Annotated in this window: 20 protein-coding genes; 11 read left to right on the top strand and 9 right to left on the bottom strand. The window is 57.0% G+C overall.

Annotated features, from left to right (window positions below):
* Positions 1 to 13: 13 nt before the first annotated feature.
* From dksA to thpR, 3 genes are all read right to left on the bottom strand, one after another.
* Positions 14 to 469, bottom strand: a complete 456-nt coding sequence (gene dksA / locus ACOTX1_RS09340; protein WP_001155232.1) for an RNA polymerase-binding protein DksA — start codon at positions 467 to 469, stop codon at positions 14 to 16.
* A gap of 176 nt (positions 470 to 645) precedes the next feature.
* Positions 646 to 1,350 (bottom strand): DNA/RNA nuclease SfsA, encoded by a 705-nt coding sequence (sfsA, locus tag ACOTX1_RS09335; protein WP_023315426.1) that lies wholly within the window; start codon positions 1,348 to 1,350, stop codon positions 646 to 648.
* Complete coding sequence (thpR, locus tag ACOTX1_RS09330; RefSeq protein WP_003856249.1) at positions 1,340 to 1,894, bottom strand: RNA 2',3'-cyclic phosphodiesterase; 555 nt, start codon at positions 1,892 to 1,894, stop codon at positions 1,340 to 1,342. Before thpR ends, sfsA begins: the two co-directional genes overlap by 11 nt.
* A 73-nt stretch (positions 1,895 to 1,967) precedes the next feature.
* Between thpR and hrpB the strand changes: the two genes are divergently transcribed.
* The 6 genes from hrpB to fhuB all read left to right on the top strand — a co-directional run bounded on the left by hrpB (position 1,968) and on the right by fhuB (position 13,232).
* Complete coding sequence (hrpB, locus tag ACOTX1_RS09325; RefSeq protein ID WP_023315427.1) at positions 1,968 to 4,397, top strand: ATP-dependent helicase HrpB; 2,430 nt, start codon at positions 1,968 to 1,970, stop codon at positions 4,395 to 4,397.
* A 144-nt stretch (positions 4,398 to 4,541) separates the two neighbouring features.
* Positions 4,542 to 7,067 (top strand): bifunctional glycosyl transferase/transpeptidase, encoded by a 2,526-nt coding sequence (gene mrcB / locus ACOTX1_RS09320; protein WP_003856245.1) that lies wholly within the window; start codon positions 4,542 to 4,544, stop codon positions 7,065 to 7,067.
* Positions 7,068 to 7,304: 237 nt separating this feature from the next.
* Positions 7,305 to 9,515, top strand: a complete 2,211-nt coding sequence (gene fhuA, locus ACOTX1_RS09315; RefSeq protein ID WP_023299357.1) for a ferrichrome porin FhuA — start codon at positions 7,305 to 7,307, stop codon at positions 9,513 to 9,515.
* 50 nt (positions 9,516 to 9,565) lie between these two features.
* Positions 9,566 to 10,363 (top strand): Fe3+-hydroxamate ABC transporter ATP-binding protein FhuC, encoded by a 798-nt coding sequence (gene fhuC / locus ACOTX1_RS09310; protein ID WP_003856242.1) that lies wholly within the window; start codon positions 9,566 to 9,568, stop codon positions 10,361 to 10,363.
* Positions 10,363 to 11,253, top strand: a complete 891-nt coding sequence (gene fhuD / locus ACOTX1_RS09305; protein ID WP_003856240.1) for a Fe(3+)-hydroxamate ABC transporter substrate-binding protein FhuD — start codon at positions 10,363 to 10,365, stop codon at positions 11,251 to 11,253. The genes fhuC and fhuD overlap by 1 nt, the downstream gene beginning before the upstream one ends.
* The gene (fhuB, locus tag ACOTX1_RS09300; protein WP_023315428.1) at positions 11,250 to 13,232 is read left to right on the top strand and encodes a Fe(3+)-hydroxamate ABC transporter permease FhuB; all 1,983 of its coding nucleotides are present in this window, start codon (positions 11,250 to 11,252) and stop codon (positions 13,230 to 13,232) included. Before fhuD ends, fhuB begins: the two co-directional genes overlap by 4 nt.
* 93 nt (positions 13,233 to 13,325) lie before the next feature.
* Here fhuB and hemL read toward each other — a convergent pair whose 3' ends face one another.
* A complete protein-coding gene (hemL, locus tag ACOTX1_RS09295) occupies positions 13,326 to 14,606 on the bottom strand; it encodes a glutamate-1-semialdehyde 2,1-aminomutase (protein WP_003856235.1) in 1,281 nt (426 codons plus the stop codon).
* A gap of 177 nt (positions 14,607 to 14,783) precedes the next feature.
* On the opposite strand from hemL, the gene clcA reads away from it, so the two are divergent.
* Together clcA and erpA are read left to right on the top strand one after the other, a co-directional pair.
* Positions 14,784 to 16,184, top strand: a complete 1,401-nt coding sequence (gene clcA / locus ACOTX1_RS09290; RefSeq protein ID WP_126497742.1) for a H(+)/Cl(-) exchange transporter ClcA — start codon at positions 14,784 to 14,786, stop codon at positions 16,182 to 16,184.
* Between the two features lie 85 nt (positions 16,185 to 16,269).
* Complete coding sequence (gene erpA / locus ACOTX1_RS09285) at positions 16,270 to 16,614, top strand: iron-sulfur cluster insertion protein ErpA (RefSeq protein WP_003856230.1); 345 nt, start codon at positions 16,270 to 16,272, stop codon at positions 16,612 to 16,614.
* 58 nt (positions 16,615 to 16,672) lie between these two features.
* Here the strand turns inward: erpA and ACOTX1_RS09280 are convergent, their stop codons facing one another.
* Genes ACOTX1_RS09280 through mtnN form a run of 3 tightly spaced genes read right to left on the bottom strand, consistent with a single transcriptional unit; the run spans position 16,673 to position 18,820 of the window.
* The gene (locus tag ACOTX1_RS09280; protein WP_003856227.1) at positions 16,673 to 17,296 is read right to left on the bottom strand and encodes a TRIC cation channel family protein; all 624 of its coding nucleotides are present in this window, start codon (positions 17,294 to 17,296) and stop codon (positions 16,673 to 16,675) included.
* Positions 17,297 to 17,319: 23 nt separating this feature from the next.
* Positions 17,320 to 18,129: a vitamin B12 ABC transporter substrate-binding protein BtuF gene (btuF, locus tag ACOTX1_RS09275; RefSeq protein WP_023315430.1), complete on the bottom strand. Its 810-nt coding sequence runs from the start codon at positions 18,127 to 18,129 to the stop codon at positions 17,320 to 17,322.
* A complete protein-coding gene (gene mtnN / locus ACOTX1_RS09270) occupies positions 18,122 to 18,820 on the bottom strand; it encodes a 5'-methylthioadenosine/S-adenosylhomocysteine nucleosidase (protein WP_003856223.1) in 699 nt (232 codons plus the stop codon). Before mtnN ends, btuF begins: the two co-directional genes overlap by 8 nt.
* Before the next feature lie 82 nt (positions 18,821 to 18,902).
* Between mtnN and dgt the strand changes: the two genes are divergently transcribed.
* From dgt to ACOTX1_RS09255, 3 genes are all read left to right on the top strand, one after another.
* Positions 18,903 to 20,417: a dGTPase gene (gene dgt / locus ACOTX1_RS09265; RefSeq protein ID WP_023315431.1), complete on the top strand. Its 1,515-nt coding sequence runs from the start codon at positions 18,903 to 18,905 to the stop codon at positions 20,415 to 20,417.
* A 132-nt stretch (positions 20,418 to 20,549) separates the two neighbouring features.
* On the top strand, positions 20,550 to 21,983 hold the full coding sequence (gene degP / locus ACOTX1_RS09260; protein WP_003856219.1) for a serine endoprotease DegP: 1,434 nt from the start codon (positions 20,550 to 20,552) through the stop codon (positions 21,981 to 21,983).
* 146 nt (positions 21,984 to 22,129) lie between these two features.
* Positions 22,130 to 23,287 carry a CdaR family transcriptional regulator gene (locus ACOTX1_RS09255; protein WP_003856217.1) on the top strand — a complete coding sequence of 386 codons (1,158 nt, stop codon included), beginning with the start codon at positions 22,130 to 22,132 and terminating at the stop codon, positions 23,285 to 23,287.
* A 92-nt stretch (positions 23,288 to 23,379) separates the two neighbouring features.
* Here the strand turns inward: ACOTX1_RS09255 and ACOTX1_RS09250 are convergent, their stop codons facing one another.
* Positions 23,380 to 23,766: a DUF3461 family protein gene (locus tag ACOTX1_RS09250; RefSeq protein WP_003856216.1), complete on the bottom strand. Its 387-nt coding sequence runs from the start codon at positions 23,764 to 23,766 to the stop codon at positions 23,380 to 23,382.
* A gap of 111 nt (positions 23,767 to 23,877) precedes the next feature.
* The gene (dapD, locus tag ACOTX1_RS09245; RefSeq protein WP_003856214.1) at positions 23,878 to 24,702 is read right to left on the bottom strand and encodes a 2,3,4,5-tetrahydropyridine-2,6-dicarboxylate N-succinyltransferase; all 825 of its coding nucleotides are present in this window, start codon (positions 24,700 to 24,702) and stop codon (positions 23,878 to 23,880) included.
* Between the last annotated feature and the right edge of the window lie 2 nt (positions 24,703 to 24,704).

Raw genomic sequence — 24,704 nt, 5'->3', positions numbered from 1 at the left:
GAGAGGGCAGGCGTTAGCCAGCCATCTGTTTTTCGCGGATTTCTGCCAGCGTTTTACAGTCGATGCACAGATCGGCTGTTGGACGCGCTTCCAGGCGACGAATACCGATTTCAACACCGCAGGATTCGCAGTAGCCAAAATCTTCGTCCTCGACCTTCTTCAGCGTTTTTTCGATCTTTTTGATCAGTTTGCGCTCGCGGTCACGGTTACGCAGTTCGAGGCTGAACTCTTCTTCCTGAGCGGCACGGTCGACCGGGTCCGGGAAGTTAGCAGCTTCGTCCTGCATATGTGTAACGGTGCGATCGACTTCATCCCTGAGTTGATTACGCCATGCTTCAAGAATACGCTTGAAGTGCGACAGCTGGGCTTCGTTCATATACTCTTCGCCCGGCTTCTCTTGATACGGCTCCACCCCAGCGATGGCGAGAATACTCAGGGACGATGTTTTACGGTTTTGCCCTTCTTGCATGTTGCTTCTCCTTAACACGCACTATCGATCCCCGTGTTGGGGGAAAAATCAGGTCGCTATAAATAGCAGATGCTTTTCCGTATGGCAATTATCTAAACGTAACACTTGACAACCCTGTGAGGAAAAGCGTATTTGCGCACGCGGCCAGAACACTTATTAGTCAATCGTCTAATCCCTTATAAGACAATGGGAAGAGAGGATCTCAGAGTCATATTATCGGCAGAAAGTTCCGCTTTATAAGCGAAAATCTCTACCCCCTGCTTTTGTGCCTCATTCAACAATTGCGCGTATTTAGGATCAATATGACGGGCCGGGGAAAACCGTTCAATGGCTGAATGCAGAACCGCAAACAGCAACACGGCGCGCTTGCCCGCCGCCGCTACACTCATTAGCTCTCGCAGATGCTTCTGGCCACGTAGCGTTACCGCATCCGGAAAGAAGCCGTTTTCCTGTTCCGCTAACGTCACTGATTTCACTTCAATATAGCACTCAGGGCGGTCTTCCGCCTGTAACATAAAATCAATTCTGCTGCCTTCATCGCCATATTTCACTTCGCTTTTTTGCGTGCCGTAACCTATCAGTTCAGGGAGCATTCCATTTGTCAGAGCTTCCTTAACCAGCTGATTTGCGCGCAGGGTATTAACGCAAATAAATGCCCCGCTTTGCGTCTCGGTCATTTCCCAGGTATGGGGATATTTGCGTTTAGTATTTTCTGATGTGGAATACCAGACCGTGTCACCCGGCGTGGCGCAACCGGTCATGGCGCCGGTGTTAGGGCAGTGCAGCGTGAGCGTTTCGCCCGCAGGGGTGATCACATCAGCGAGAAAGCGTTTGTAACGCTGGATCAGCGTGGCGGGCTGGAGTGCAGGACTAAACTTCATCAGGATTCCTTAACGTGTCGCCCAGCGTCCAGCGCTGGAGCGGAGTATAGCGGGTGCGTCCTTGTACAAAGGCAGATTCGTACAGCGCAAATTCATTCACCTGAAAGGACCAGTGAAAGCCCGGTGGCGGGATGGCAACGGCCTGACCCGCATCGCGCAGCAGGGTAATGTGGGGATGAAACGGCTGCGGGCTCTGATAACAGCCGCTGCGCGCGGCCTGCGCCCGCAGCATGTTGGCGAGCTGTAGCAGTCCGCGAGGGGGCTGCCGCGTCCCCAGCCAGACCACCCGAGAGCGCAGCCATTGCCCGGCATCGTCAAGATGCAGCGTAAACCCCGGCTGCGAAATGCGTCCGGCCATTGCGCTTAACGCGCGCTGCTTTTCAGCGCTTACTTCACCAAGAAAGGCTAACGTCAGGTGCATATTGGCGGCGACGACGGGGCGGCCCGCTTCCGCGGGGAAGTGGCTGGCGCGCCAGCGAACAATCTGCCGTTGAAGCGTGGTGGGTAATTCAATGGCGAAGAATAGCCGTTTAGACTCAGACATGCGCAAGACTCGGTAATGATATGCGCCGATGCTACAATGTACGCCGATTAATGTTAACCCTCTGGAGCCGTAAGTGTCCTCTTTGCCCGTCGCCGTCGTCCTTCCTGAGCTTCTCGCAGCCTTAGAACATGCGCCACAGGTTTTGCTCAGCGCGCCCACCGGAGCGGGTAAATCCACCTGGCTGCCCCTGCAAATTCTGCGCGATGGGAACATCAGCGGGAAAATTATCCTGCTGGAGCCGCGCAGGCTGGCGGCGCGCAATGTGGCGCAGCGCCTGGCGGAACTGCTGAATGAAAAACCGGGTGAGACGGTAGGGTACCGGATGCGCGCCGAAACCTGCGTTGGACCATCCACGCGGCTGGAAGTGGTCACCGAAGGTATTCTTACCCGTATGTTGCAAAACGATCCGGAGCTGACCGGCGTCGGGCTGGTGATCCTTGATGAATTTCACGAGCGCAGCCTCCAGGCCGATCTGGCCCTTGCGCTGCTGCTCGACGTTCAGCAGGGGCTGCGCGACGACCTTCGGCTGCTGATTATGTCGGCGACGCTGGATAACGAGCGGCTCCGGCAGACGCTCCCTGACGCGCCGATGATCTCCTCTGAAGGGCGTGCGTTCCCGGTCGAGCGCCGCTATCAGCCGCTGCCTGCCCATCAGCGTTTTGACGAAGCGGTTGCCATCGCCACCGCTGAATTGCTCCGCCAGGAGCCCGGCTCGCTGCTGCTGTTTTTACCCGGCGTAGGCGAAATCCAGCGCGTACAGGAGCAGCTGGCATCCCGGGTGAACAGTGACGTTATGCTGTGCCCGCTCTACGGCGCGCTGCCGTTGGCTGACCAGCGCAAGGCGATCCTTCCCGCACCGGCGGGGCAGCGCAAAGTGGTGCTGGCAACCAATATCGCGGAAACCAGTTTGACCATCGAAGGCATTCGCCTGGTGGTGGACAGTACGCTGGAGAGGGTGGCCAGTTTTGATCCGCGTTCCGGGCTGACCAGGCTGCTGACGCAGCGCATCAGCCAGGCCTCAATGGTGCAGCGCGCAGGGCGAGCAGGGCGTCTTGAGCCGGGTATTTGCCTGCATTTAACCAGCGCCGAGCAGGCGGAGCGTGCGGCATTCCAGAGCACGCCTGAGATTTTACAAAGCGATCTCTCCGGACTGGTGATGGATCTGATGCAGTGGGGCTGTCCGGACCCTGACCAGCTCACCTGGCTTAATCCTCCGCCTGTCGTCAACCTTTCCGCCGCGTGCAGTCTGCTGACCCAGCTTGGCGCGCTGGAAGGCGAGCGACTGACGGCGCGCGGCCAGAAAATGGCGGCGCTGGGCAACGATCCACGTCTGGCGGCAATGCTGGTAGCAGCACAGGGCGACGATGAAATTGCCACGGCGGCAAAACTGGCGGCTATTCTTGAGGAGCCGCCGCGCGGTGGCGGCAGCGATCTGGGACAGGCCTTTTCACGCCATCAGGGAAACTGGCAACAGCGGGCGCAGCAGCTGTGTAAACGCCTGAATTGCCGGGGCGGTTCGCCTGACAGCGATAAAGTTATCCCTCTGCTGGCCCAGGCCTTCCCGGACAGAATCGCGCGCCGTCGCGGGCTGGATGGTCGCTATCAGCTGGCAAATGGGATGGGCGCGATGCTGGACAGCGATGACGCCCTGACGCGTCATGAATGGCTGATCGCGCCGCTCTTACTCCAGGGCAGCCACTCCCCGGACGCGCGTATTTTACAGGCGGTTGCCGTGGATATTGACCTCCTGACGCGTGCCTGCCCGCAGCTGCTTCAGCAATCTGACATCGTGGAATGGGATGATACCCAGGGCACGCTGAAGGCGTTCCGTCGTAGCCAGATTGGCAAACTGACGCTCGGGACGAAACCGCTGGCGAAGCCGTCGGAGGAAGAGTTACACCAGGCGATGCTGAATGGCATTCGGGAAAAAGGGCTGAGCGTACTGAACTGGACGCCGGAGGCTGAACAATATCGTATACGTCTGCACTGCGCCGCGAAGTGGCTGCCGGAACAGGGGTGGCCAGCGGTGGATGATGAGACGCTGCTCGCGACGCTTGAACAGTGGCTGTTGCCGCAGATGAGCGGCGTACACTCCCTGCGCGCCCTGAAGGCGCTTGATGTTAAGGCAGCGTTACAGAATTTACTGGACTGGTCGTTACGTCAACGTCTGGATAGTGAACTGCCTGGGCATTACACTGTGCCAACCGGGAGCCGGATTGCCATTCGTTATCATGAGGATAATCCGCCGGCGCTGGCGGTTCGGATGCAGGAGATGTTTGGTGAGGCCACCACGCCGTCCATTGCTGAAGGCCGTGTGCCGTTAGTGCTTGAGCTGCTTTCGCCTGCGCATCGTCCCTTGCAGATCACCCGCGACTTGGGGGCGTTTTGGGCGGGGAGCTATCGTGAAGTGCAGAAAGAGATGAAAGGGCGATATCCCAAACACGTCTGGCCGGACGATCCGGCGAATACCGCGCCGACACGGCGCACGAAAAAATATTCGTAATGGGGAAAGTGCGGGCTGATGCCCTCACCCCGGCCCTCTCCCACAGGGAGAGGGAGAAACAAACTTTGAGAGATTTCTTCTTTCACTGACCTGTGCAAGATAAGAAAATCTGGCCTTTGCGCCTGAATGTTGCGGAGAAAAAGCATGGCGGGGAATGACCGCGAGCCAATAGGACGTAAGGGAAAGCCGACGCGTCCGGCGAAAGAAAAGGTAAGCCGTCGTCGCCTCAGAGATGAGGAGTATGACGATGACTATGAAGACGATTATGAGGATGAAGAACCGATGCCGCGTAAAGGGAAAGGCAAAGGGCGTAAGCCTCGTGGTAAGCGCGGCTGGTTCTGGCTGCTGCTGAAGCTGTTCATTGTTTTTGTTGTCCTGATCGCGATTTACGGCGTTTATCTGGATCAGAAGATCCGCAGCCGTATTGACGGGAAAGTCTGGCAATTGCCTGCGGCAGTATACGGCCGCATGGTGAACCTTGAGCCGGACATGTCCATCAGCAAGAACGAGATGGTGAAGCTGCTGCAAGCCACGCAGTATCGTCAGGTCACGAAAATGACCCGTCCAGGCGAATTTACCGTCCAGGCGAAAAGTATTGAGATGATCCGCCGTCCGTTCGACTTCCCGGACAGTAAAGAAGGGCAGGTGCGCGCGCGTCTGACCTTTGACGGCGATCGTCTGGAAACCATTGAGAACATGGATAACGATCGCCAGTTCGGTTTCTTCCGTCTCGATCCGCGTCTCATCACCATGCTGTCGTCCGCAAACGGCGAACAGCGGCTGTTCGTGGCGCGTAACGGCTTCCCGGATTTGCTGGTGGATACCCTGCTGGCAACCGAAGATCGCCACTTCTACGAGCACGACGGTATCAGCCTTTACTCCATTGGTCGTGCGGTACTGGCGAACCTGACCGCCGGGCGTACGGTGCAGGGGGCGAGTACCCTGACCCAGCAGCTGGTGAAAAACCTGTTCCTCTCCAGCGAGCGCTCTTACTGGCGTAAAGCCAACGAAGCGTACATGGCCGTGCTGATGGATGCGCGCTACAGCAAGGATCGTATTCTTGAGCTGTACATGAACGAGGTGTACCTCGGTCAGAGCGGCGATAACGAGATCCGCGGCTTCCCGCTGGCGAGCCTGTACTACTTTGGCCGTCCGGTAGAAGAGCTGAGCCTTGACCAGCAGGCGCTGCTGGTGGGCATGGTGAAAGGCGCGTCGATCTACAACCCGTGGCGTAACCCGAAACTGGCGCTGGAGCGTCGTAACCTGGTGCTGCGTCTGCTGCAACAACAGCAGGTGATTGACCAGGAGCTGTACGACATGCTGAGCGCACGTCCGCTGGGCGTTCAGCCGCGCGGTGGGGTGATCTCTCCGCAGCCTGCCTTTATGCAGATGGTGCGTCAGGAGTTGCAGTCGAAGCTCGGAGATAAAGTGAAAGATCTCTCAGGCGTGAAGATCTTTACCACCTTTGATTCCGTGGCGCAGGATGCGGCAGAAAAAGCGGCGGTAGAAGGTATTCCGGCGCTGAAAAAGCAGCGTAAGCTGAGCGATCTGGAAACCGCGATGGTAGTGGTTGACCGTAACACCGGCGAAGTTCGTGCCATGGTGGGCGGTGCTGAGCCACAGTATGCGGGCTATAACCGCGCAATGCAGGCGCGTCGTTCGATTGGTTCACTGGCAAAACCGGCGACTTATCTGACCGCGCTGAGCCAGCCGAACCTCTATCGACTGAACACCTGGATTGCCGATGCGCCAATCTCCCTGCGCCAGCCTAACGGCCAGGTATGGTCACCGCAGAACGATGACAGACAGTTCAGCGGTCAGGTGATGCTGGTGGATGCGTTAACCCGCTCGATGAACGTGCCAACGGTTAACCTCGGGATGGCGCTGGGCCTGCCAGCCATCACCGACACCTGGCAGAAACTGGGCGTACCGAAAGATCAGCTGCACCCTGTGCCAGCGATGATCCTGGGGGCGCTTAACCTGACGCCAATCGAAGTGGCGCAGGCGTTCCAGACCATCGCCAGCGGCGGTAACCGAGCGCCGCTCTCCGCTCTGCGTTCGGTGATTGCCGAAGATGGCTCCGTGCTGTATCAGAGCTTCCCGCAGGCGGAGCGCGCTGTTCCGGCACAGGCGGCCTATATGACGCTGTGGACCATGCAGCAGGTGGTTCAGCGCGGTACCGGTCGTCAGCTGGGGGCGAAGTATCCTGGTCTGCATCTGGCGGGTAAAACCGGGACCACCAACAACAATGTCGATACCTGGTTCGCCGGTATTGATGGTCGTGAAGTGGTCATCACCTGGGTGGGGCGCGATAACAACCAGCCGACCAAACTGTATGGCGCGAGCGGTGCTATGTCGATTTACCAGCGCTACCTCGCGAATCAGTCTCCGGTGCCGCTGAACCTCGTTGCTCCGGAAGATATCGTCGATATGGGCGTGGACAGCTCGGGTAACTTCATTTGCGGCGGTGGCGTGCGTACGCTGCCGGTCTGGACGACCAACCCGGATGCGCTGTGCCAGCAAAGCCAGCCAGAAGAACCGACAGGTAACCCGTTCGATCAGTCTTCTCAACCTCAGCAGCCGCAGCAGCAACAGCCGCAGCAGCAGGAAGAGAAGAAAGACAGTGACGGCGTCGCCGGCTGGATCAAGGATATGTTCGGCGGGAACTAACCCTACTGATACCCCCTTCTCAGGAAGGGGGTATTTTTTCACCTCAGCAACTCATTTCCTTAACCCTGTTTACAATCCTTATTAACGACCCATTTTCCGTTGATTATTTCTTAAACCCTCAATTCTTGTAGGGCCGCATATCGCTTGCTATGCCGTCAGCGTTTCGCATATTATTCTGCGGTCATAATAATAATTCTCGTTTACGTTATCATTCACCTTTTTCATCAGAGATCCATCATGGCGCTTTCCAATACTGCTCAGCCAATTAACACGTCGCTGCGTAAAATCGCAGCCGTCGTAGCCACAGCGGTTGCCGGCATGTCTGCTTACGCACAGGCCGCTGAAACCCCCAAGAAAGAAGAAACCATCACCGTGACTGCCGCACCGGCTGCACAGGAAAGTGCCTGGGGTCCTGCACCGACGATTGCAGCAAAGCGCACTGCAACGGCGACGAAAACCGATACACCGATCGAGAAAACCCCGCAGTCTATTTCCGTGGTTACACGTGAAGAGATGGACATGAAACAGCCGGGAACGGTTAAACAGGCGCTGGCCTATACCCCAAGTGTTTTCGCAACGCGCGGCGCATCAACAACTTACGATGTGGTTTCGATTCGTGGTTTCACGACCTCCAGCACCGTGAATACCAACCAGTATCTGGATGGTATGAAGTTGCAGGGAGACAACTACTCTGAAGCGTCCATGGATCCGTACTTCCTTGAGCGCGTAGAGCTGCTGCGTGGCCCGACGTCTGTACTGTATGGCAAAAGCCATCCGGGCGGCGTAGTGAGTATGGTCAGCAAGCGTCCAACCACGGAACCGTTGAAAGAAATTCAGTTCAAAATGGGGACGGATAACCTCTGGCAGACCGGTTTTGATTTCAGCGACGCGATTGACGATGACGGCGTGTGGTCCTACCGTCTGACCGGTCTGGGGCGCAGTGAAAATGCGCAGCAGGAAATGGTGAAGTCTACTCGTTACGCGATTGCGCCGTCTTTCAGCTGGCGCCCTGATGATAAAACCGATTTCACTTTCCTGAGCAACTTCCAGAGCGATCCGGATGCGGGTTACTACGGCTGGCTGCCGCGTGAAGGTACCGTTGTGCCTTACTATGATGCTAACGGAAAAGCGCACAAACTGCCGACCGACTTCAACGAAGGCGATGAAGACAATAAAATCTCCCGTCGTCAGAAAATGGTGGGTTACAGCTTCGCGCATGAATTCAACGACACCTTCACCGTGCGTCAGAACCTGCGTTATACCAAAATCAACACGCTTTACCGTTCAGTTTACGGTAACGGCTATATCGCCCCGGCCCAGATCAGCCGCGCGTACGTGCGCTCAGATGAAGACCTCAACTCGTTCACGGTTGATACACAGCTCCAGTCGAAATTCGCGACCGGCGCCGTTGACCATACCCTGCTGACAGGTGTGGATTACCTTCGTATGCGCAATGACATTGATGCTGACTACGGTACCGCCGATCCGATCAGTATGAACAATCCGCAGCACGGCAATGCGAACGTTAATGTGAACTTCCCGTATGCCATGCTCAATCGCCAGGAGCAGACCGGGCTCTATGCGCAGGATCAGGCGGAATGGGATAAGTGGGTACTCACCTTGGGTGGCCGCTATGACTTTGCGAAAACGTCTGCCTTCAACCGTAATAACGGAACCACCGCGGAAATTAACGATCAGGCATTTACCTGGCGCGGGGGGATTAACTACCTGTTCGATAACGGGATTACACCATACTTCAGCTACAGTGAATCTTTCGAACCGCTCTCTGGCACTACTCAGGGTGGTAAACCGTTCGATCCGGCACGCGGCAAGCAATATGAAGCGGGCGTGAAGTATGTTCCAAAAGATCTGCCTGTTGTGGTGACGGCAGCGGTATACCAGCTGACCAAGAACAATAACCTGACCGCCGATCCGGCGAACCCGACCAGCGGCTTCAGCGTGCAGGGCGGTGAAATCCGCTCCCGTGGCTTTGAGCTGGAAGCGAAAGCGGCGGTGTCGGCTAATGTGAACGTGACGGCGGCCTACAGCTACACCGATGCGGAATATACCCACGATACCTGGTATGAAGGTCGTCGTCCGGCAGAAGTACCGCGCAACATGGCATCCCTGTGGGCGGATTACACCTTCCACGAGACGGCGCTGAGTGGCCTGACCGTCGGTGCAGGCGCGCGTTACATCGGTAACACGGTGACGTACTACTCCTCAGCGTCGCCTAAAGCCTATGAGTCCTTTAACGTCGCGGGTTATGCCCTGGCGGATGCGACCGTGAAATACGATCTGGCGCGCTTCGGTCTGCCGGGCTCTTCCGTCGGCGTCAACGTGAACAACATCTTTGACCGTGAATACGTCTCCAGCTGCTACAGCGAGTATGCATGCTACTGGGGAGCAGGACGCCAGGTTGTTGCCACGGCGACCTTCCGCTTCTAACCTCTTTATGGGCACGGTTCGCCGTGCCCTTTTTATTTAAGTTGGCTGACATGCAGGATAACAAAACGCAATCCGACTCCACCTTCACGCTCAATAATCTCTCCTTTCGCGTACCCGGGCGCACCTTGCTGCATCCGCTCTCTTTGACGTTTCCCGCAGGTAAAGTGACCGGTTTAATCGGGCACAATGGTTCCGGTAAATCGACGCTGCTGAAGATGCTGGGCCGTCATCAGCCACCGTCCGAGGGCGACATTTTGCTGGATGACCAGCCGCTGGCGAGCTGGAGCAGTAAGGCCTTTGCCCGCAAGGTGGCCTATCTGCCGCAGCAGTTGCCGCAGGCGGAGGGGATGACGGTGCGCGAGCTGGTGGCGATTGGACGTTATCCGTGGCACGGTGCGCTCGGGCGTTTTGGCGTTGCTGACAGAGAGAAAGTGGAAGAGGCGATCGCGCTGGTGGGATTAAAACCGCTGGCGCACCGTCTGGTGGATAGCCTGTCCGGTGGCGAGCGTCAGCGCGCATGGATCGCAATGCTGGTGGCGCAGGACAGCCGCTGCCTGCTGCTCGACGAACCCACGTCGGCGCTGGATATTGCTCATCAGGTTGACGTCCTGGCGCTGGTGCATCGCTTAAGTCAGCAGCGCGGCCTGACGGTGATAGCCGTTCTGCATGATATCAACATGGCGGCACGCTATTGCGACTATCTGGTAGCGCTGCGCGGCGGTGAAATGATCGCTCAGGGTACGCCTGCCGAACTGATGCGTAGCGAAACGCTGGAACATATCTACGGTATTCCTATGGGCATCCTGCCTCACCCGGCCGGGGCTGCACCCGTGAGCTTTGTCTACTGATGCTGGATTCAACTTTCATTAGCCGCCGTCGCCTGCTGACGGCCATGGCGCTCTCACCGCTGCTGTTAAAGATGGGCCCGGCCCGCGCTGCCGCTATCGATCCGCACCGCATCGTGGCGCTGGAGTGGTTGCCCGTTGAACTGATGATGGCGCTGGGCGTGACGCCTTACGGTGTGGCCGATATTCCCAACTACACCCTGTGGGTGAATGAGCCAAAACTGCCGGACTCCGTCATCGACATCGGTCTGCGTACGGAGCCGAACCTTGAGCTTCTCACCCAGATGAAACCGTCTTATTTATTCTGGTCTGCGGGGTATGGTCCGTCGGAAGAGACCATGGCGAAGATTGCGCCCGGACGGGGCTTTTCCTTTAGCGACGGTAAAAAGCCGCTGACCATGGCAAAAAATTCCATCCACGAGATGGCGCAGTTCCTCAACCGTGAGGCTCAGGCGAAAAAACATCTCGATGAATTTGATGCGCTGATTGATTCCCTTAAGCCGCGCTTTGCCCACCGTGGCGATCGGCCTTTGCTGATGGTGACCCTGCTGGATGCCCGCCATATGCTGGTCTTTGGAAATAACTGTCTGTTCCAGGAAGTGCTCGACAGCTTTGGCATTCGCAATGCCTGGGAAGGCGAGATGACGTTCTGGGGCAGTACCGCCGTGGGGATTGACCGTCTGGCGGCGTTTCGTGATGTGGACGTGCTGTGCTTTGACCACGGCAATGAGCGCGAGATGCAAACCCTGATGGCGACTCCGCTCTGGCAGGCAATGCCGTTCGTCCGCGAGCAGCGCTTCCTGCGCGCGCCAGCGGTATGGTTCTACGGCGCGACGCTGTCGGCCATGCATTTTGCCCGCGTGCTGGACAATGCACTGGGAGGCAAGGCATGAGCACGCGTATGGCCCGTTTCCCGATGTTACTGTTAGCAATCATTTTTCTGGCTGCCCTGGCGTTAACCGGCTTTAACCTGACCACGGCGTTGCCGCGCGATCAGTGGGCAGCCGCGTTTGCCGCACCGGATATCGATAATATTCAGCAAATGCTGTTCCACTACAGCCTGCTGCCGCGTCTGGCTATCTCCCTGCTGGTCGGGGCGGGACTGGGACTGGTGGGCGTACTGTTTCAGCAGGTGCTACGTAACCCGCTGGCGGAGCCGACCACGCTGGGCGTGGCGACGGGGGCTCAGTTGGGGATCACCATCACCACTCTCTGGACCCTGCCGGGAGCGTTAACCTCGCAGTTTGCCGCGCTGGCAGGCGCATGCGTGGTCGGTGCGCTGGTCTTTGGCGTGGCCTGGGGAAAACGTCTCTCGCCGGTCACGCTGATCCTCGCGGGGCTGGTCGTCAGCCTCTACTCTGGGGCGATCAACCAGCTGCTGGTGCTGTTTCACCACGACCAGTTGCAAAGCATGTTTATGTGGAGTACCGGCACGCTCACCCAGACCGACTGGAGTATCGTCCAGCGCCTGTGGCCGCAGCTGTTTGGCGGCGTGGTGCTGACACTGCTGCTGCTGCGTCCGCTCACGCTGATGGGCCTGGACGACGGCGTGGCGCGCAATCTCGGGCTGGCGCTGTCGCTGGCGCGTCTGGCGGCCCTGACCCTGGCGATTGTGCTCAGCGCGTTACTGGTTAACGCCGTCGGCATCATCGGCTTTATCGGCCTGTTTGCGCCGCTGCTGGCAAAAATGCTCGGCGCACGCCGTCTGCTGGCGCGCCTGATGCTGGCGCCGCTGATTGGTGCGCTGATCCTCTGGCTTTCCGATCAGCTCATTCTCTGGCTGGCGCGCGTCTGGATGGAAGTTTCCACGGGCTCGGTGACGGCCCTGATCGGCGCGCCGCTGCTGCTGTGGCTCTTGCCGCGCCTGCGCAGCATTAGCGCCCCGGCAATGGATGCCGGCGATAAAGTACATGCTGAGCGTCAGTCGGTGGTGTGGTTCAGCCTTGCCGGACTGGCAGTGCTGGTTATCGCCTCGTTTGCCGCACTCTCGCTGGGACGCGACGCCACGGGCTGGCACTGGGCGACGGGGGATTTGTTGCATGAACTCATGCAGTGGCGCTGGCCGCGGATCTTCTCCGCGCTGATTGCGGGCGTCATGCTGGCGGTGGCGGGCTGTATTATCCAGCGTCTCACCGGCAACCCGATGGCAAGCCCGGAAGTATTAGGGATCAGCTCCGGGGCCGCGTTTGGCGTAGTGTTGATGTTGTTCCTCGTGCCGGGAAATGCATTCGGCTGGCTGATGCCTGCCGGGAGTATCGGTGCGGCGGCGACGCTGATGATTATCCTGATCGCCTCCGGGCGCGGCGGTTTCTCGCCTCACCGCATGCTGCTGGCCGGGATGGCGCTGAGCACCGCGTTTACCATGCTGCTGATGATGTTGCAGGCGAGCGGCGATCCGCGCATGGCGCAGATCCTGACCTGGATCTCCGGCTCGACGTACAACGCCACCGGCAGCCAGGTGGTACATACCGGGATCGTGATGATCGTACTGCTGGCGATAGTGCCGCTGTGCCGCCGCTGGATGACCATTCTGCCGCTGGGCGGGGACACCGCGCGCGCGGTTGGGCTGGCGCTGACGCCAACGCGCATCGCCCTGTTGCTGCTGGCCGCGTGCCTGACGGCGACGGCCACCATGACTATCGGCCCGCTCAGTTTTGTCGGATTAATGGCGCCGCATATCGCCCGTATGATGGGCTTCCGCAGGACTTTGCCACATATCGTGATCTCTGCGCTGACGGGCGGGGCGATCCTGGTCTTTGCTGACTGGTGCGGAAGGATGGTGCTGTTCCCGTATCAGATCCCGGCGGGCCTGCTGTCGACCTTTATCGGCGCGCCGTACTTTATATATCTGTTGAGAAAGCAGAGTCGGTAATAAAAGTAAACGGCAATCCTTAGATTGCCGTTTTAGCGTTTGCTCCCTCTCCCTGTGGGAGAGGGCTGGGGTGAGGGCATCAAGCCGCACATTTTACAGCTTCGCAAACACCTTACGCGCTGCGTCGATGGTGTTATTGATATCTTCTTCGCTGTGTGCCACGGACATAAAGCCCGCTTCAAACGCTGACGGGGCCAGATACACGCCTTCTTCCAGCATCAGGTGGAAGAAGCGTTTGAAGCGTTCCACGTCGCATTTCACCACGTCCTGATAGCAGGTCACGGTTTTCGCCTCGGTGAAGAAAATCCCGAACATCCCGCCGACGTGGTTTACCACCAGCGGAATACCCGCGTCTTCTGCGGCTTCCAGCAGACCGTTTGCCAGCTGCGTCGTCCGGTCCGTCAGGGTTTGGTGGATGCCCGGCTGCGCCACTTCGGTCAGACAGGCAAAGCCCGCCGCCATCGCAATCGGGTTACCGGAGAGCGTACCCGCCTGGTAAACCGGACCGGTTGGCGCCAGCGCGTCCATTACGTCCTTACGGCCGCCAAACGCGCCGACAGGCATGCCGCCGCCAATGATCTTGCCGAGGCAGGTCAGATCCGGCTCGACGCCGTAGTATGACTGCGCCCCCGCCAGTGCGACGCGGAAACCGGTCATCACTTCGTCGATGATCAGCAGCGCGCCGAACTCATCGCACAGCGCGCGCAGGCCCGGCAGGAAATCCGGCTGCGGTGGGATACAGTTCATGTTGCCCGCAACTGGCTCAACGATAATGCAGGCGATCTCCTGCGGATACTGCTCGAACGCCGCGCGAACGGTGTCCAGATCGTTATAGGTGCAGGTGAGGGTGTGTTTTGCGAAGTCAGCCGGCACGCCCGGAGAGTTAGGCTGACCGAGCGTCAGCGCGCCGGAACCGGCTTTTACCAGCAGGCAGTCGGCGTGGCCATGGTAACAGCCTTCGAACTTGATAATCTTGTCACGGCCGGTAAAGCCGCGCGCCAGACGGATGGCGCTCATGGTCGCTTCCGTACCGGAGTTCACCATACGTACCATGTCCATTGTCGGCACCAGCTCGGTGACCAGCTCCGCCATTTTGACTTCCATCTCGGTTGGCGCGCCGAAGCTCAGGCCGCGCTGAGCGGCTTCAATCACCGCGTTGCGGATCGCCGGGTGGTTGTGGCCCAGTACCATCGGGCCCCAGGAGCCGACGTAATCGACATAGGCTTTACCATCCACATCATACAGATATGCGCCATCCGCACGTTCGATAAACAGCGGGGTGCCACCCACGCCGGTAAAGGCGCGCACGGGTGAGTTTACGCCGCCTGGGATAAGCTCGCGGGCTGCGCTGTAGAGGTTTTCAGACTTGCTCATGGCGTCGTTCCTGGTTCGTAGAAATAAGTTAAGGCAACTATTCTAAGTGATTCGGAAGAGGTTATAAAATTTTTGCCCCTCAGAAGGCTTAACAATTGTTAAGTATTTTTCAGGGGACGAGGGGATTGTCTCTGGTAGAATCCATGCGGCCTTTTGTATGACGAAACAGAACAGGTAATGAACGAGAACACGCCTTCTTTTGAACAACAACAGTTTACGCGCGCGAAGCACCGGGTCAGTATCCGGCGGTTGCTCAACCGTGACAAAACCCCGTTAGCCATTCTGCTGGCAGCCGCCGTGGTCGGTACGCTGGCCGGGCTGGTGGGGGTCGCATTCGAGAAAGCGGTCAATGCGGTGCTCAACTGGCGCATAGGCACCGTCGCCAGCTTTGCGGATCGGGAATGGCTGGTCTGGGTGTGGGCCTTTGGCCTTTCGGCCCTGTTTGCCATGGTGGGCTATTTCCTGGTACGTAAATTCGCACCCGAAGCGGGCGGCTCGGGGATCCCGGAAATTGAAGGGGCGCTGGAGGAGCTACGCCCGGTTCGCTGGTGGCGGGTACTTCCTGTGAAATTTATCGGCGGGATGGGAACGCTCGGGGCGGGCATGGTGCTCGGTCGGGAAGGGCCAACGGTACAGCTGGGCGGTAACGTCGGGCGCATGGTCGGCGATCTGTTCCGTATGCGCAGCGCCGAAGCACGGCATACGTTGCTGGCGACGGGGGCGGCGGCGGGGCTGTCTGCGGCGTTTAACGCGCCGCTGGCGGGTATCCTGTTTATCATTGAAGAGATGCGCGCCCAGTTCCGCTACAACCTGATCTCCATTAAAGCGGTGTTTACCGGCGTGATTATGTCGAGCATTGTCTTTCGCGTCTTTAATGGCGAAGGGGCGGTGATTGAAGTTGGCAAGCTAATCAATGCGTCGGTCAATACTTTGTGGCTGTATCTGGTTCTTGGGATGATTTTTGGCGTCGTTGGCCCGCTTTTTAACACCCTGATTTTACGGGCTCAGGATATGTTTCAGCGCATCCATGGCGGAAATACCACGAAATGGGTGCTGGTGGGGGGCCTGCTTGGCGGCGTGTGCGGGATCCTCGGCTTTATCGAACCGAACGCGGCAGGCGGCGGATTTGGGCTGATACCCGTTGCGGCGGCGGGCAATTTTAGCGTCGGCCTGCTGCTGTTTATGTTTATCTCGCGGGTAATTACGACCGTGCTGTGCTTCTCCTCCGGCGCACCGGGCGGCATATTTGCCCCGATGCTGGCGCTGGGAACGCTGCTGGGCACGGCGTTTGGCATGGCGGCAGCGGTTGGCTTCCCGGCCTATCATCTGGACGCGGGGACGTTTGCGGTGGCGGGAATGGGGGCGCTGCTGGCGGCCTCCCTGCGCGCGCCGCTTACCGGGATCGTACTGGTGCTGGAAATGACCGACAATTACCAGCTCATTTTGCCAATGATCATTACCTGTCTCGGCGCGACACTATTAGCCCAATTCCTGGGTGGAAAACCGCTATACTCCACCATTCTTGCCCGTACCCTGGCGAAACAGGAAGCTGAACAGGCCCTGAAGCAGAATACTTGAATGAATTACCAGGGTATTAGATAATGACAAAAAGAATTGGGTGATTTTTGCCCAATAGCAGTCGCAGTATTCATGGGAGCATAAGATGAGTGATGACGTAGCGTTGCCGCTGGAATTTACCGAAGCAGCAGCGAAAAAAGTGAAAACCCTGATTGCCGACGAGGACAATCCGGATCTGAAACTGCGTGTTTATATTACCGGCGGCGGCTGTAGTGGCTTCCAGTATGGTTTTACCTTTGACGACCAGGTTAACGATGGTGATATGACTATCGAGAAACAGGGCGTCGCGCTGGTGGTTGATCCGATGAGCCTGCAATATCTGGTGGGCGGTTCAGTGGACTACACTGAAGGTCTGGAAGGTTCGCGCTTTGTGGTGACTAACCCGAATGCGACCAGCACCTGCGGGTGTGGTTCTTCGTTCAGTATTTAAGCCTGGACGCAGATTGTAGGCCCGGTAAGCGAAGCGCTACCGGGCTTATAAACGACACCTATCTTGAATTTTCATCCAGCGCAAAGGTCGGCAGCTTCAGGTGCCAGCGTATCGCCGCTAAACGGATCACCAGCGTGACCACCATCCCCAGCATCGCCGCATTCTCCAGCGGGACAGCAAAGGTGTAATACGCCGTGGCGTGAACGATCCCCCCGATGATACAGGCCGTCGCGTAGATTTCCGTTCGCAGGATCATCGGGACTTCTCGCGCCAGTATGTCGCGAATAATCCCTCCGCCCACGCCGGTTAACACGCCCATACAGATCGCCACCAGCGGGCCAGTCCCGGCAATAAAGGCTTTATTCACGCCTATTCCCACAAAGACCGCCAGACCGACGGCATCCAGCACCGGCAATATCCATTTTGGCAGTCTGCGAGGCTGACGAACCAGCACGATGGTTAACAGGCAGGTGACCATCGCCACCACCAGATCCGTGGGATCTTTTACCCAAAATACCGGGCCATTTGCCAGCGCCATATCGCGGATCGTTCCGCCTCCCACCGCCGTAACGACGCCGAGCACCAGTACGCCAAAAGGATCCATGCGTAGTTTTCCGGCAAGCAAAACGCCGGAGATAGCAAAAACGGCTGTGCCAAGAATATCCAGCCAATACACGAGCATCGTTAAATCCTCGAAGGGGGTATTTATCTGTTTGAGTGACTCTCTGCCAGTTCGGCGCAGAGTTGTTTTGCGGCGAGGATAATACGCGGGCTGGCGCGTTCAAACCAGTCGCTGTTGAGTGCGATGACCGGAATTTTAAGCTGCCGATGCCAGAATTGTTCTATTTTAGGAATCTCGCTCGCATTTCCGACCACCACAATGGCCTGCGGTTGTCGCGCCAGAACCTGCTCACGACTGACCTGGGGCCAGGGGACCCGGCTTTCGGCAAAGATATTTTCACCTCCACAGGTTTCAAGCACCTGGTTCTGGATCGAACCTTTCCCGGTAGTGAACAGCGGCTGGCTGCCAAATTGCAGAAAAACGCGTTGTTTCGGTTGCGTGCCGTATCGGGCTTTTAGCGCGGCATAGTCGTTGAGCATCTGCTGTGCAGCCTGTCCGGCGCGTTGGGGGGTAGGGCTGAAGGGCGCGAGGTCACGGAGGGTTTGCGACACCTGTTCGATGCTCACCGCGTCCACCCATTTAACCGTTATTCCCAGCGAAGAGAGCTGGTTTACCTGCCGTTCGGCATTACCGCCGCGCCAGGCGAGTACCAGATCAGGCTTTAGCGCCACGATGCGTTCCAGATTCATTCCCTGCCAGGTGGCAACCTGTTCGATTTGGGCGGCCTGCGGTGGATAATCGGAAAAGCTGCTCACCGCAACGGGCGTGATCCCGGCGGCAAAAGCCAGTTCCGTATTGGCAGGGGAGAGTGTGATCACCCGCGGCGCGGCGATGAGCCAGGCCGGAGCGAACAGAAGCAGGGCGACCAGCGCCCTGAATGACACCTTACCCACGCGCCAGTTTCTGCACCAGGGTTTCCACCATCACGGTGGACTGCTTGGCCGCAACGGCCAGGAACTCGTCGAAGCTGATGTGGGACTGCTGGTCCGCTACGTCAGAGATCGCGCGAACGACCACGAACGGCACGCTGAAGTTATGGCACACGTGCGCAATGGCCGTGGCTTCCATCTCAACGGCCACAGCCTGCGGGAAGTTATGACGGATTTTCGCCAGACCAACAGAGCCGTTGATAAAGGCATCGCCGCTGACGATCAGGCCACGCACCGCATTGAGGTTCAGCTCGTTGATGCAGCTTTCAGCGGCGGCAATCAGCTTATCATCCGCTTTAAACCCGGCCGGGCAGCCTGGAAGCTGACCATATTCGTAGCCGAATGCGGTGACGTCTGCATCGTGGTAACGCGCTTCGTCGGAAACCACGATATCGCCCACTTTCAGCGTCGGCGCCAGGCCGCCCGCAGAACCTGTATTAATGATAACGTCAGGCTTGCAGCGCTCAAGCAGCAGGGTCGCGCCCAGTGCCGCTGCAACTTTACCGATGCCTGATTTCAGCAGAGCCACGTCAACACCGTTCAGCTGGCCGGTGTAGATCTCACAGCCACCGAGGGAGAGGGTCTGACGGTTCTCAATTTTGTCACGCAGCAGCGTAACTTCTTCTTCCATTGCACCAATAATGCCGATTTTCATAGATTTACTCGCGATGTGCCTTGTTAAGATGCATAGTCTATCATGCGGTTAAGGGGAAACGCATTCTCACGCGGGGGAGCACATGGCACCAATCGATTTTCGCACCAAAATTAACTGGCACCGACGTTTCCGTTCGCCACAGGGCGATAAGAGCGAACATGAGATCCTGCGCATTTTTGAAAGCGATCGCGGACGCATCATCAATTCGCCCGCCATCCGCCGGTTACAGCAAAAAACCCAGGTGTTCCCGCTGGAGCGTAACGCCGCGGTGCGTACGCGGTTAACGCACTCCATGGAAGTGCAGCAGGTGGGGCGCTACATTGCGAAAGAGATCCTCAGCCGCCTTAAAGAGCAACGTCTGCTGGAAACCTACGGACTGGATGAACTGACCGGCCCGTTCGAAAGCATCGTTGAGATGGCCTGCCTGATGCACGATATCGGCAATCCTCCCTTTGGTCATTTCGGCGAGGCCGCCATCAATGACTGGTTTAAACAGCGGCTTTTTCCCTCTGATGCCATAAGCCAGCCGCTCAGCGATGACCGCTGTGTGGTACGCGATTTACGCCTGCGTGAAGGTGAAGATAGCCTGAACGATCTGCGCCGTAAGGTGCGCCAGGATCTGTGTCATTTCGAAGGTAACGCGCAGGGGATCCGTTTGGTGCACTCCCTGATGCGGATGAATCTGACCTGGGCCCAGGTGGGCTGTATTCTTAAATACACGCGTCCCGCGTGGTGGACTGGAGAAACGCCCGCCACGCATAGCTACCTGATGAAAAAACCGGGCTATTACTTATCGGAAGAAGCATATATCGCGCGGTTGCGTAAAGAACTGTCTCTGACCCCCAATGGCCGTTTTCCATTGACATGGATTATGGAAGCGGCTGATGACATTTCTTATTGCGTGGCCGATCTGGAAGACGCGGTGGAAAAAAGAATATTCAGCGTCGAGGAGCTGTATCAGCATCTTCATGATGCCTGGGGAGAGCATGAAAAAGGTTCTCTGTTTGCGCAGGTCGTCGAGAATGCCTGGGATAAATCGCGTTCAAATTCGCTGAGCCGCAGTACCGAAGATCAGTTCTTTATGTATTTGCGAGTAAACACGCTGAATAAACTGGTGCCGTATGCAGCCGCCCGTTTCATTGATAATTTGCCGATGATATTTAGCGGGGAATTTAATCACGCCCTGCTGGAAGATGAGAGCAGTTTTAGCCAGCTTCTTGAATTATATAAAAACGTGGCTGTCCGCCATGTTTTCAGCCACCCGGATGTCGAACAGCTGGAGCTGCAAGGATACCGGGTTATCAGCGGGTTGCTGGAAATTTATGGCCCGCTGCTCCAGCTGACGGTCGATGAGTTTAGCGAGCTGGTCGAAAATGAACGTGTTCGCCGCCTGCCGATTGAATCTCGTCTCTATCAGAAGCTTTCAACGCGCCACCGGCTGGCATACATTGAAGCCGTCAGTAAAATAGATCGTCATTCTTCCCAATGGCCAGTCATGGAATATTATTATCGCTGTCGTCTTATCCAGGACTATATCAGCGGGATGACAGATTTGTATGCCTGGGATGAATACCGCAAGCTTATGGCCGTTGAATAAGCCATGAGTTTTGTAAAGACGACCAATAAATTTTTACTTTTTCCATAAACTTAATCCCGGAACTAAGCGGTATAAAACGAATCTGAGTTACACAGCAATTTTGCGTTATCTGGTAAATCGAGATTGAGAAACATGAAAAAAACCACATTAGCAATGAGTGCACTGGCTCTGAGTTTAGGTTTAGCGCTGTCCCCTCTGGCGACGGCGGCCGAGACAGCTTCCTCGGCAGCGACTGCGCAGCAGATGCCAAGCCTGGCCCCGATGCTCGAAAAAGTGATGCCATCGGTGGTGAGTATTAACGTTGAGGGCAGCACAACCGTCAATACGCCGCGTATGCCGCGTAATTTCCAGCAGTTCTTCGGCGACAATTCGCCATTCTGCCAGGACGGTTCGCCATTCCAGAGCTCCCCGTTCTGTCAGGGCGGCGGTGCAGGGGATGACGGCATGGGCGGCGGCCAGCAGCAGAAATTCATGGCACTCGGCTCGGGCGTGATTATTGATGCAGCCAAAGGCTACGTGGTGACCAATAACCACGTGGTGGATAATGCTAACACCATTAAGGTGCAGATGAGCGATGGCCGTAAATTCGATGCCAAAGTGGTCGGTAAAGACCCGCGCTCCGATATCGCGCTGATTCAAATCCAGGATCCGAAGAACCTGACGGCGATTAAGCTTGCCGACTCTGACGCGCTGCGCGTGGGTGACTACACCGTCGCCATCGGTAACCCGTTTGGTCTGGGCGAAACCGTGACCTCGGGTATCGTCTCGGCGCTGGGACGTAGCGGCCTGAATGCGGAAAACTATGAAAACTTCATCCAGACGGATGCGGCCATTAACCGTGGTAATTCCGGCGGTGCGCTGGTTAACCTGAATGGTGAACTGATCGGTATCAACACCGCTATCCTGGCACCGGACGGTGGCAACATCGGTATCGGCTTTGCTATCCCGAGCAACATGGTGAAAAACCTGACTGCGCAGATGGTGCAATATGGACAGGTGAAACGCGGTGAGCTGGGTATCATGGGTACCGAGCTGAACTCCGAGCTGGCGAAAGCGATGAAAGTAGACGCTCAGCGCGGCGCATTCGTAAGCCAGGTCATGCCGAACTCCTCGGCGGCGAAAGCCGGCATTAAAGCGGGTGACGTGATCACCTCTCTGAACGGTAAACCGATCAGCAGCTTTGCCGCCCTGCGTGCGGAAGTGGGTTCTATGCCAATCGGCAGTAAAGTGACCCTCGGCCTGCTGCGTGAAGGTAAGCCGGTTAACGTGAGCCTGGAACTGCAACAGAGCAGTCAGAATCAGGTGGATTCTAGCACCATCTTCAGCGGTATTGAAGGTGCTGAGATGAGCAACAAAGGGGCAGATAAAGGCGTGGTGGTGAACAACGTGAAAGCGAACTCACCTGCTGCCCGTATCGGCCTGAAAAAAGGTGATGTGATCATGGGCGCTAACCAGCAGCCGGTGAAAAACATCGCTGAACTGCGCAAAATTCTCGACAGCAAGCCGTCCGTGCTGGCACTGAATATTCAGCGTGGTGATACTTCTATTTATCTCCTGATGCAGTAATCATCTTAAGCCCCTGTTCGCAGGGGCTTTCTCGTTTCTGTGACCTTTCCCACAACTCCATACATCTCTCTCTGCCTTTGGGCATCTGCACAATGCAGCCTTAGCTGAACTTCCCTATGCTTGAGCTCTGCTCACGGGAGGGTTTTATGGCTGGCTGGCATCTTGATACCAAAATGGCGCAGGATATCGTGGCGCGAACCATGCGCATCATTGATACCAATATCAACGTAATGGATGCCCGTGGGCGCATTATCGGCAGCGGCGATCGTGAGCGTATTGGGGAATTGCACGAAGGGGCGTTGCTGGTGCTCTCTCAGGGGCGCGTGGTCGACATCGATGACGCCGTGGCGAAACATCTGCACGGGGTTCGTCAGGGGATCAACCTGCCGCTGCGTCTGGAAGGAGAGATTGTTGGCGTTATCGGTCTGACCGGCGATCCTGAATCGCTGCGTAAATACGGTGAGCTGGTCTGCATGACGGCGGAGATGATGCTGGAGCAGTCGCGTCTGATGCACCTGCTCGCCCAGGACAGCCGCCTGCGCGAAGAGCTGGTGATGAATTTGATTCAGGCGGAGGAGCATACGCCTGCCCTGAGCGAGTGGGCGCAGCGTCTGGGTATCGACCTGAATCAGCCGCGCGTGGTTGCCGTTATTGAGGTGGATAGCGGCCAGCTTGGCGTGGACAGCGCCATGGTGGAACTACAGCAGCTGCAAAACATGCTGGCGACGCCGGAGCGTAACAACCTGGTGGCAATCGTCTCTTTAACGGAAATGGTGGTGCTCAAGCCTGCGCTTAATCAGTTTGGCCGCTGGGACGCGGAAGATCATCGTCGCCGCGTTGAGCTGCTCATCGAGCGCATGAAGGAGAACGGACAGCTCCGTTTTCGCGTCGCGCTGGGAAATTACTTTACCGGGCCGGGGAGTATCGCCCGTTCATGGCGAACGGCGCGCACCACCATGATGGTGGGTAAACAGCGCATGCCGGAGAGCCGCAGTTATTTCTATCAGGATCTGATGCTGCCGGTCCTGCTCGACAGCCTGCGCGGTGGCTGGCAGGCCAACGAGCTGGCGCGCCCGCTGGTGCGTCTGAAAGCGATGGACAACAACGGGCTGCTGCGCCGCACGTTGCAGGCGTGGTTCCGGCATAACGTGCAGCCGCTGGCAACGTCAAAAGCGCTGTTTATTCACCGTAATACGCTGGAGTATCGGCTTAACCGGATCTCGGAACTGACGGGGCTGGATTTAGGGAATTTTGACGACCGGCTACTGCTGTATGTGGCGTTGCAGCTGGATGAGCAGAGATAGCTGAGTGCGGTCTGGTGCCCTCACCCCATCCCTCTCCCAAAGGGAGAGGGCGCAAACATTAAAAACGGCAATCAAGGATTGCCGTTTTGCTTTTATTTCCGCGTCAATTTCTCAAGATCCGCTTCAATCTCGCTGATCTTATTGGTGACTACGCTTTCCAGGTGACGCAGGTCGTCAAGGATCTTACGTTTCAGATCGACTTCGCTGCGATCGCGCTGGCAGATTTGATCGAGTTCGTCGATCACGTAGCGCAGGTTAGGGCTGATTTCCTGTACTTCTTTATATCCCTGACCGATACCGTCAGCGACAACGGTCTTACGCTGGCGAGGGTATTTAAACTTCACGCTTTTGGCGAAGAACTCTCCTTTGTCCTTGTGAAAATAGATTTTCAAAATATCGTTATTGGCTTCCTGGCGAAGACTATAACGATCAATTTCATCAGGATTGGTAATGCCCAGACTTTTCAGATTATCGTACATAGCGGTACCCTTGATCTCAACATAACCTATGAATAATTAACGAAAAAATCTATTTTCGCCACCTTCGGATATAAAAAAAGCGGGGTTGCCCCCGCTTTTTGTTATACCCGATTAATCGATGGTGCGCAGCAGTTCATTGATGCCTACTTTACCGCGCGTTTTCGCGTCCACTTTTTTCACGATGACCGCGCAATACAGGCTGTATTTGCCATCTTTAGACGGCAGGTTGCCGGAAACCACAACGGAACCGGCTGGAACGCGGCCGTAGTGAATTTCACCGGTTTCGCGATCGTAAATACGGGTGCTCTGGCCAATGTACACGCCCATGGAGATCACAGAACCTTCTTCGACGATCACGCCCTCAACCACTTCGGAACGTGCGCCGATGAAGCAGTTGTCTTCGATGATGGTTGGGTTAGCCTGAAGTGGCTCAAGAACGCCACCGATGCCCACGCCGCCGGACAGGTGAACGTTTTTACCGATCTGCGCGCAGGAGCCGACGGTAGCCCAGGTGTCCACCATGGTGCCTTCGTCAACGTAGGCGCCGATGTTCACGTAGGATGGCATCAGCACGGTGTTGCGTGCGATGAATGCCCCCTGACGAACGGCTGCCGGTGGTACTACGCGGAAGCCCTCTTTCTGGAAGCGCGCTTCGTCGTAATCCGCAAATTTCATTGGCACTTTATCGAAGTAGCGGCTTTCTGCTCCGTCGATAACCTGGTTATCGTTGATGCGGAAAGAGAGCAGCACAGCTTTCTTCAGCCATTGATGAGTAACCCACTGACCGTCGATTTTTTCTGCCACGCGCAGCGCGCCGGAATCCAGCAGGGAAATAACCTGGTTTACCGCTTCACGGGTCACGGTATCCACATTTGCCGGAGTGATGTCGGCGCGACGCTCAAAAGCGGACTCAATAACGTTCTGTAACTGCTGCATTG

Source organism: Enterobacter cloacae complex sp. IR5401 (genome assembly GCF_049238425.1).
Classification (GTDB): domain Bacteria; phylum Pseudomonadota; class Gammaproteobacteria; order Enterobacterales; family Enterobacteriaceae; genus Enterobacter; species Enterobacter hormaechei_C.
Note: the sequence above shows the minus strand (reverse complement) of the source record. Positions and strands in the feature narration are given on the sequence as shown.

Bases quoted from the DNA above. Each gene is read 5' to 3' on its own strand.
- dksA (WP_001155232.1), bottom strand. From the start codon at position 469: ATGCAAGAAGGGCAAAACCGTAAAACATCGTCCCTGAGTATTCTCGCC.
- sfsA (WP_023315426.1), bottom strand. From the start codon at position 1,350: ATGAAGTTTAGTCCTGCACTCCAGCCCGCCACGCTGATCCAGCGTTAC.
- thpR (WP_003856249.1), bottom strand. From the start codon at position 1,894: ATGTCTGAGTCTAAACGGCTATTCTTCGCCATTGAATTACCCACCACG.
- mrcB (WP_003856245.1), top strand. From the start codon at position 4,542: ATGGCGGGGAATGACCGCGAGCCAATAGGACGTAAGGGAAAGCCGACG.
- fhuA (WP_023299357.1), top strand. From the start codon at position 7,305: ATGGCGCTTTCCAATACTGCTCAGCCAATTAACACGTCGCTGCGTAAA.
- fhuC (WP_003856242.1), top strand. From the start codon at position 9,566: ATGCAGGATAACAAAACGCAATCCGACTCCACCTTCACGCTCAATAAT.
- fhuD (WP_003856240.1), top strand. From the start codon at position 10,363: ATGCTGGATTCAACTTTCATTAGCCGCCGTCGCCTGCTGACGGCCATG.
- fhuB (WP_023315428.1), top strand. From the start codon at position 11,250: ATGAGCACGCGTATGGCCCGTTTCCCGATGTTACTGTTAGCAATCATT.
- hemL (WP_003856235.1), bottom strand. From the start codon at position 14,606: ATGAGCAAGTCTGAAAACCTCTACAGCGCAGCCCGCGAGCTTATCCCA.
- clcA (WP_126497742.1), top strand. From the start codon at position 14,784: ATGAACGAGAACACGCCTTCTTTTGAACAACAACAGTTTACGCGCGCG.
- erpA (WP_003856230.1), top strand. From the start codon at position 16,270: ATGAGTGATGACGTAGCGTTGCCGCTGGAATTTACCGAAGCAGCAGCG.
- ACOTX1_RS09280 (WP_003856227.1), bottom strand. From the start codon at position 17,296: ATGCTCGTGTATTGGCTGGATATTCTTGGCACAGCCGTTTTTGCTATC.
- mtnN (WP_003856223.1), bottom strand. From the start codon at position 18,820: ATGAAAATCGGCATTATTGGTGCAATGGAAGAAGAAGTTACGCTGCTG.
- dgt (WP_023315431.1), top strand. From the start codon at position 18,903: ATGGCACCAATCGATTTTCGCACCAAAATTAACTGGCACCGACGTTTC.
- degP (WP_003856219.1), top strand. From the start codon at position 20,550: ATGAAAAAAACCACATTAGCAATGAGTGCACTGGCTCTGAGTTTAGGT.
- ACOTX1_RS09255 (WP_003856217.1), top strand. From the start codon at position 22,130: ATGGCTGGCTGGCATCTTGATACCAAAATGGCGCAGGATATCGTGGCG.
- ACOTX1_RS09250 (WP_003856216.1), bottom strand. From the start codon at position 23,766: ATGTACGATAATCTGAAAAGTCTGGGCATTACCAATCCTGATGAAATT.
- dapD (WP_003856214.1), bottom strand. From the start codon at position 24,702: ATGCAGCAGTTACAGAACGTTATTGAGTCCGCTTTTGAGCGTCGCGCC.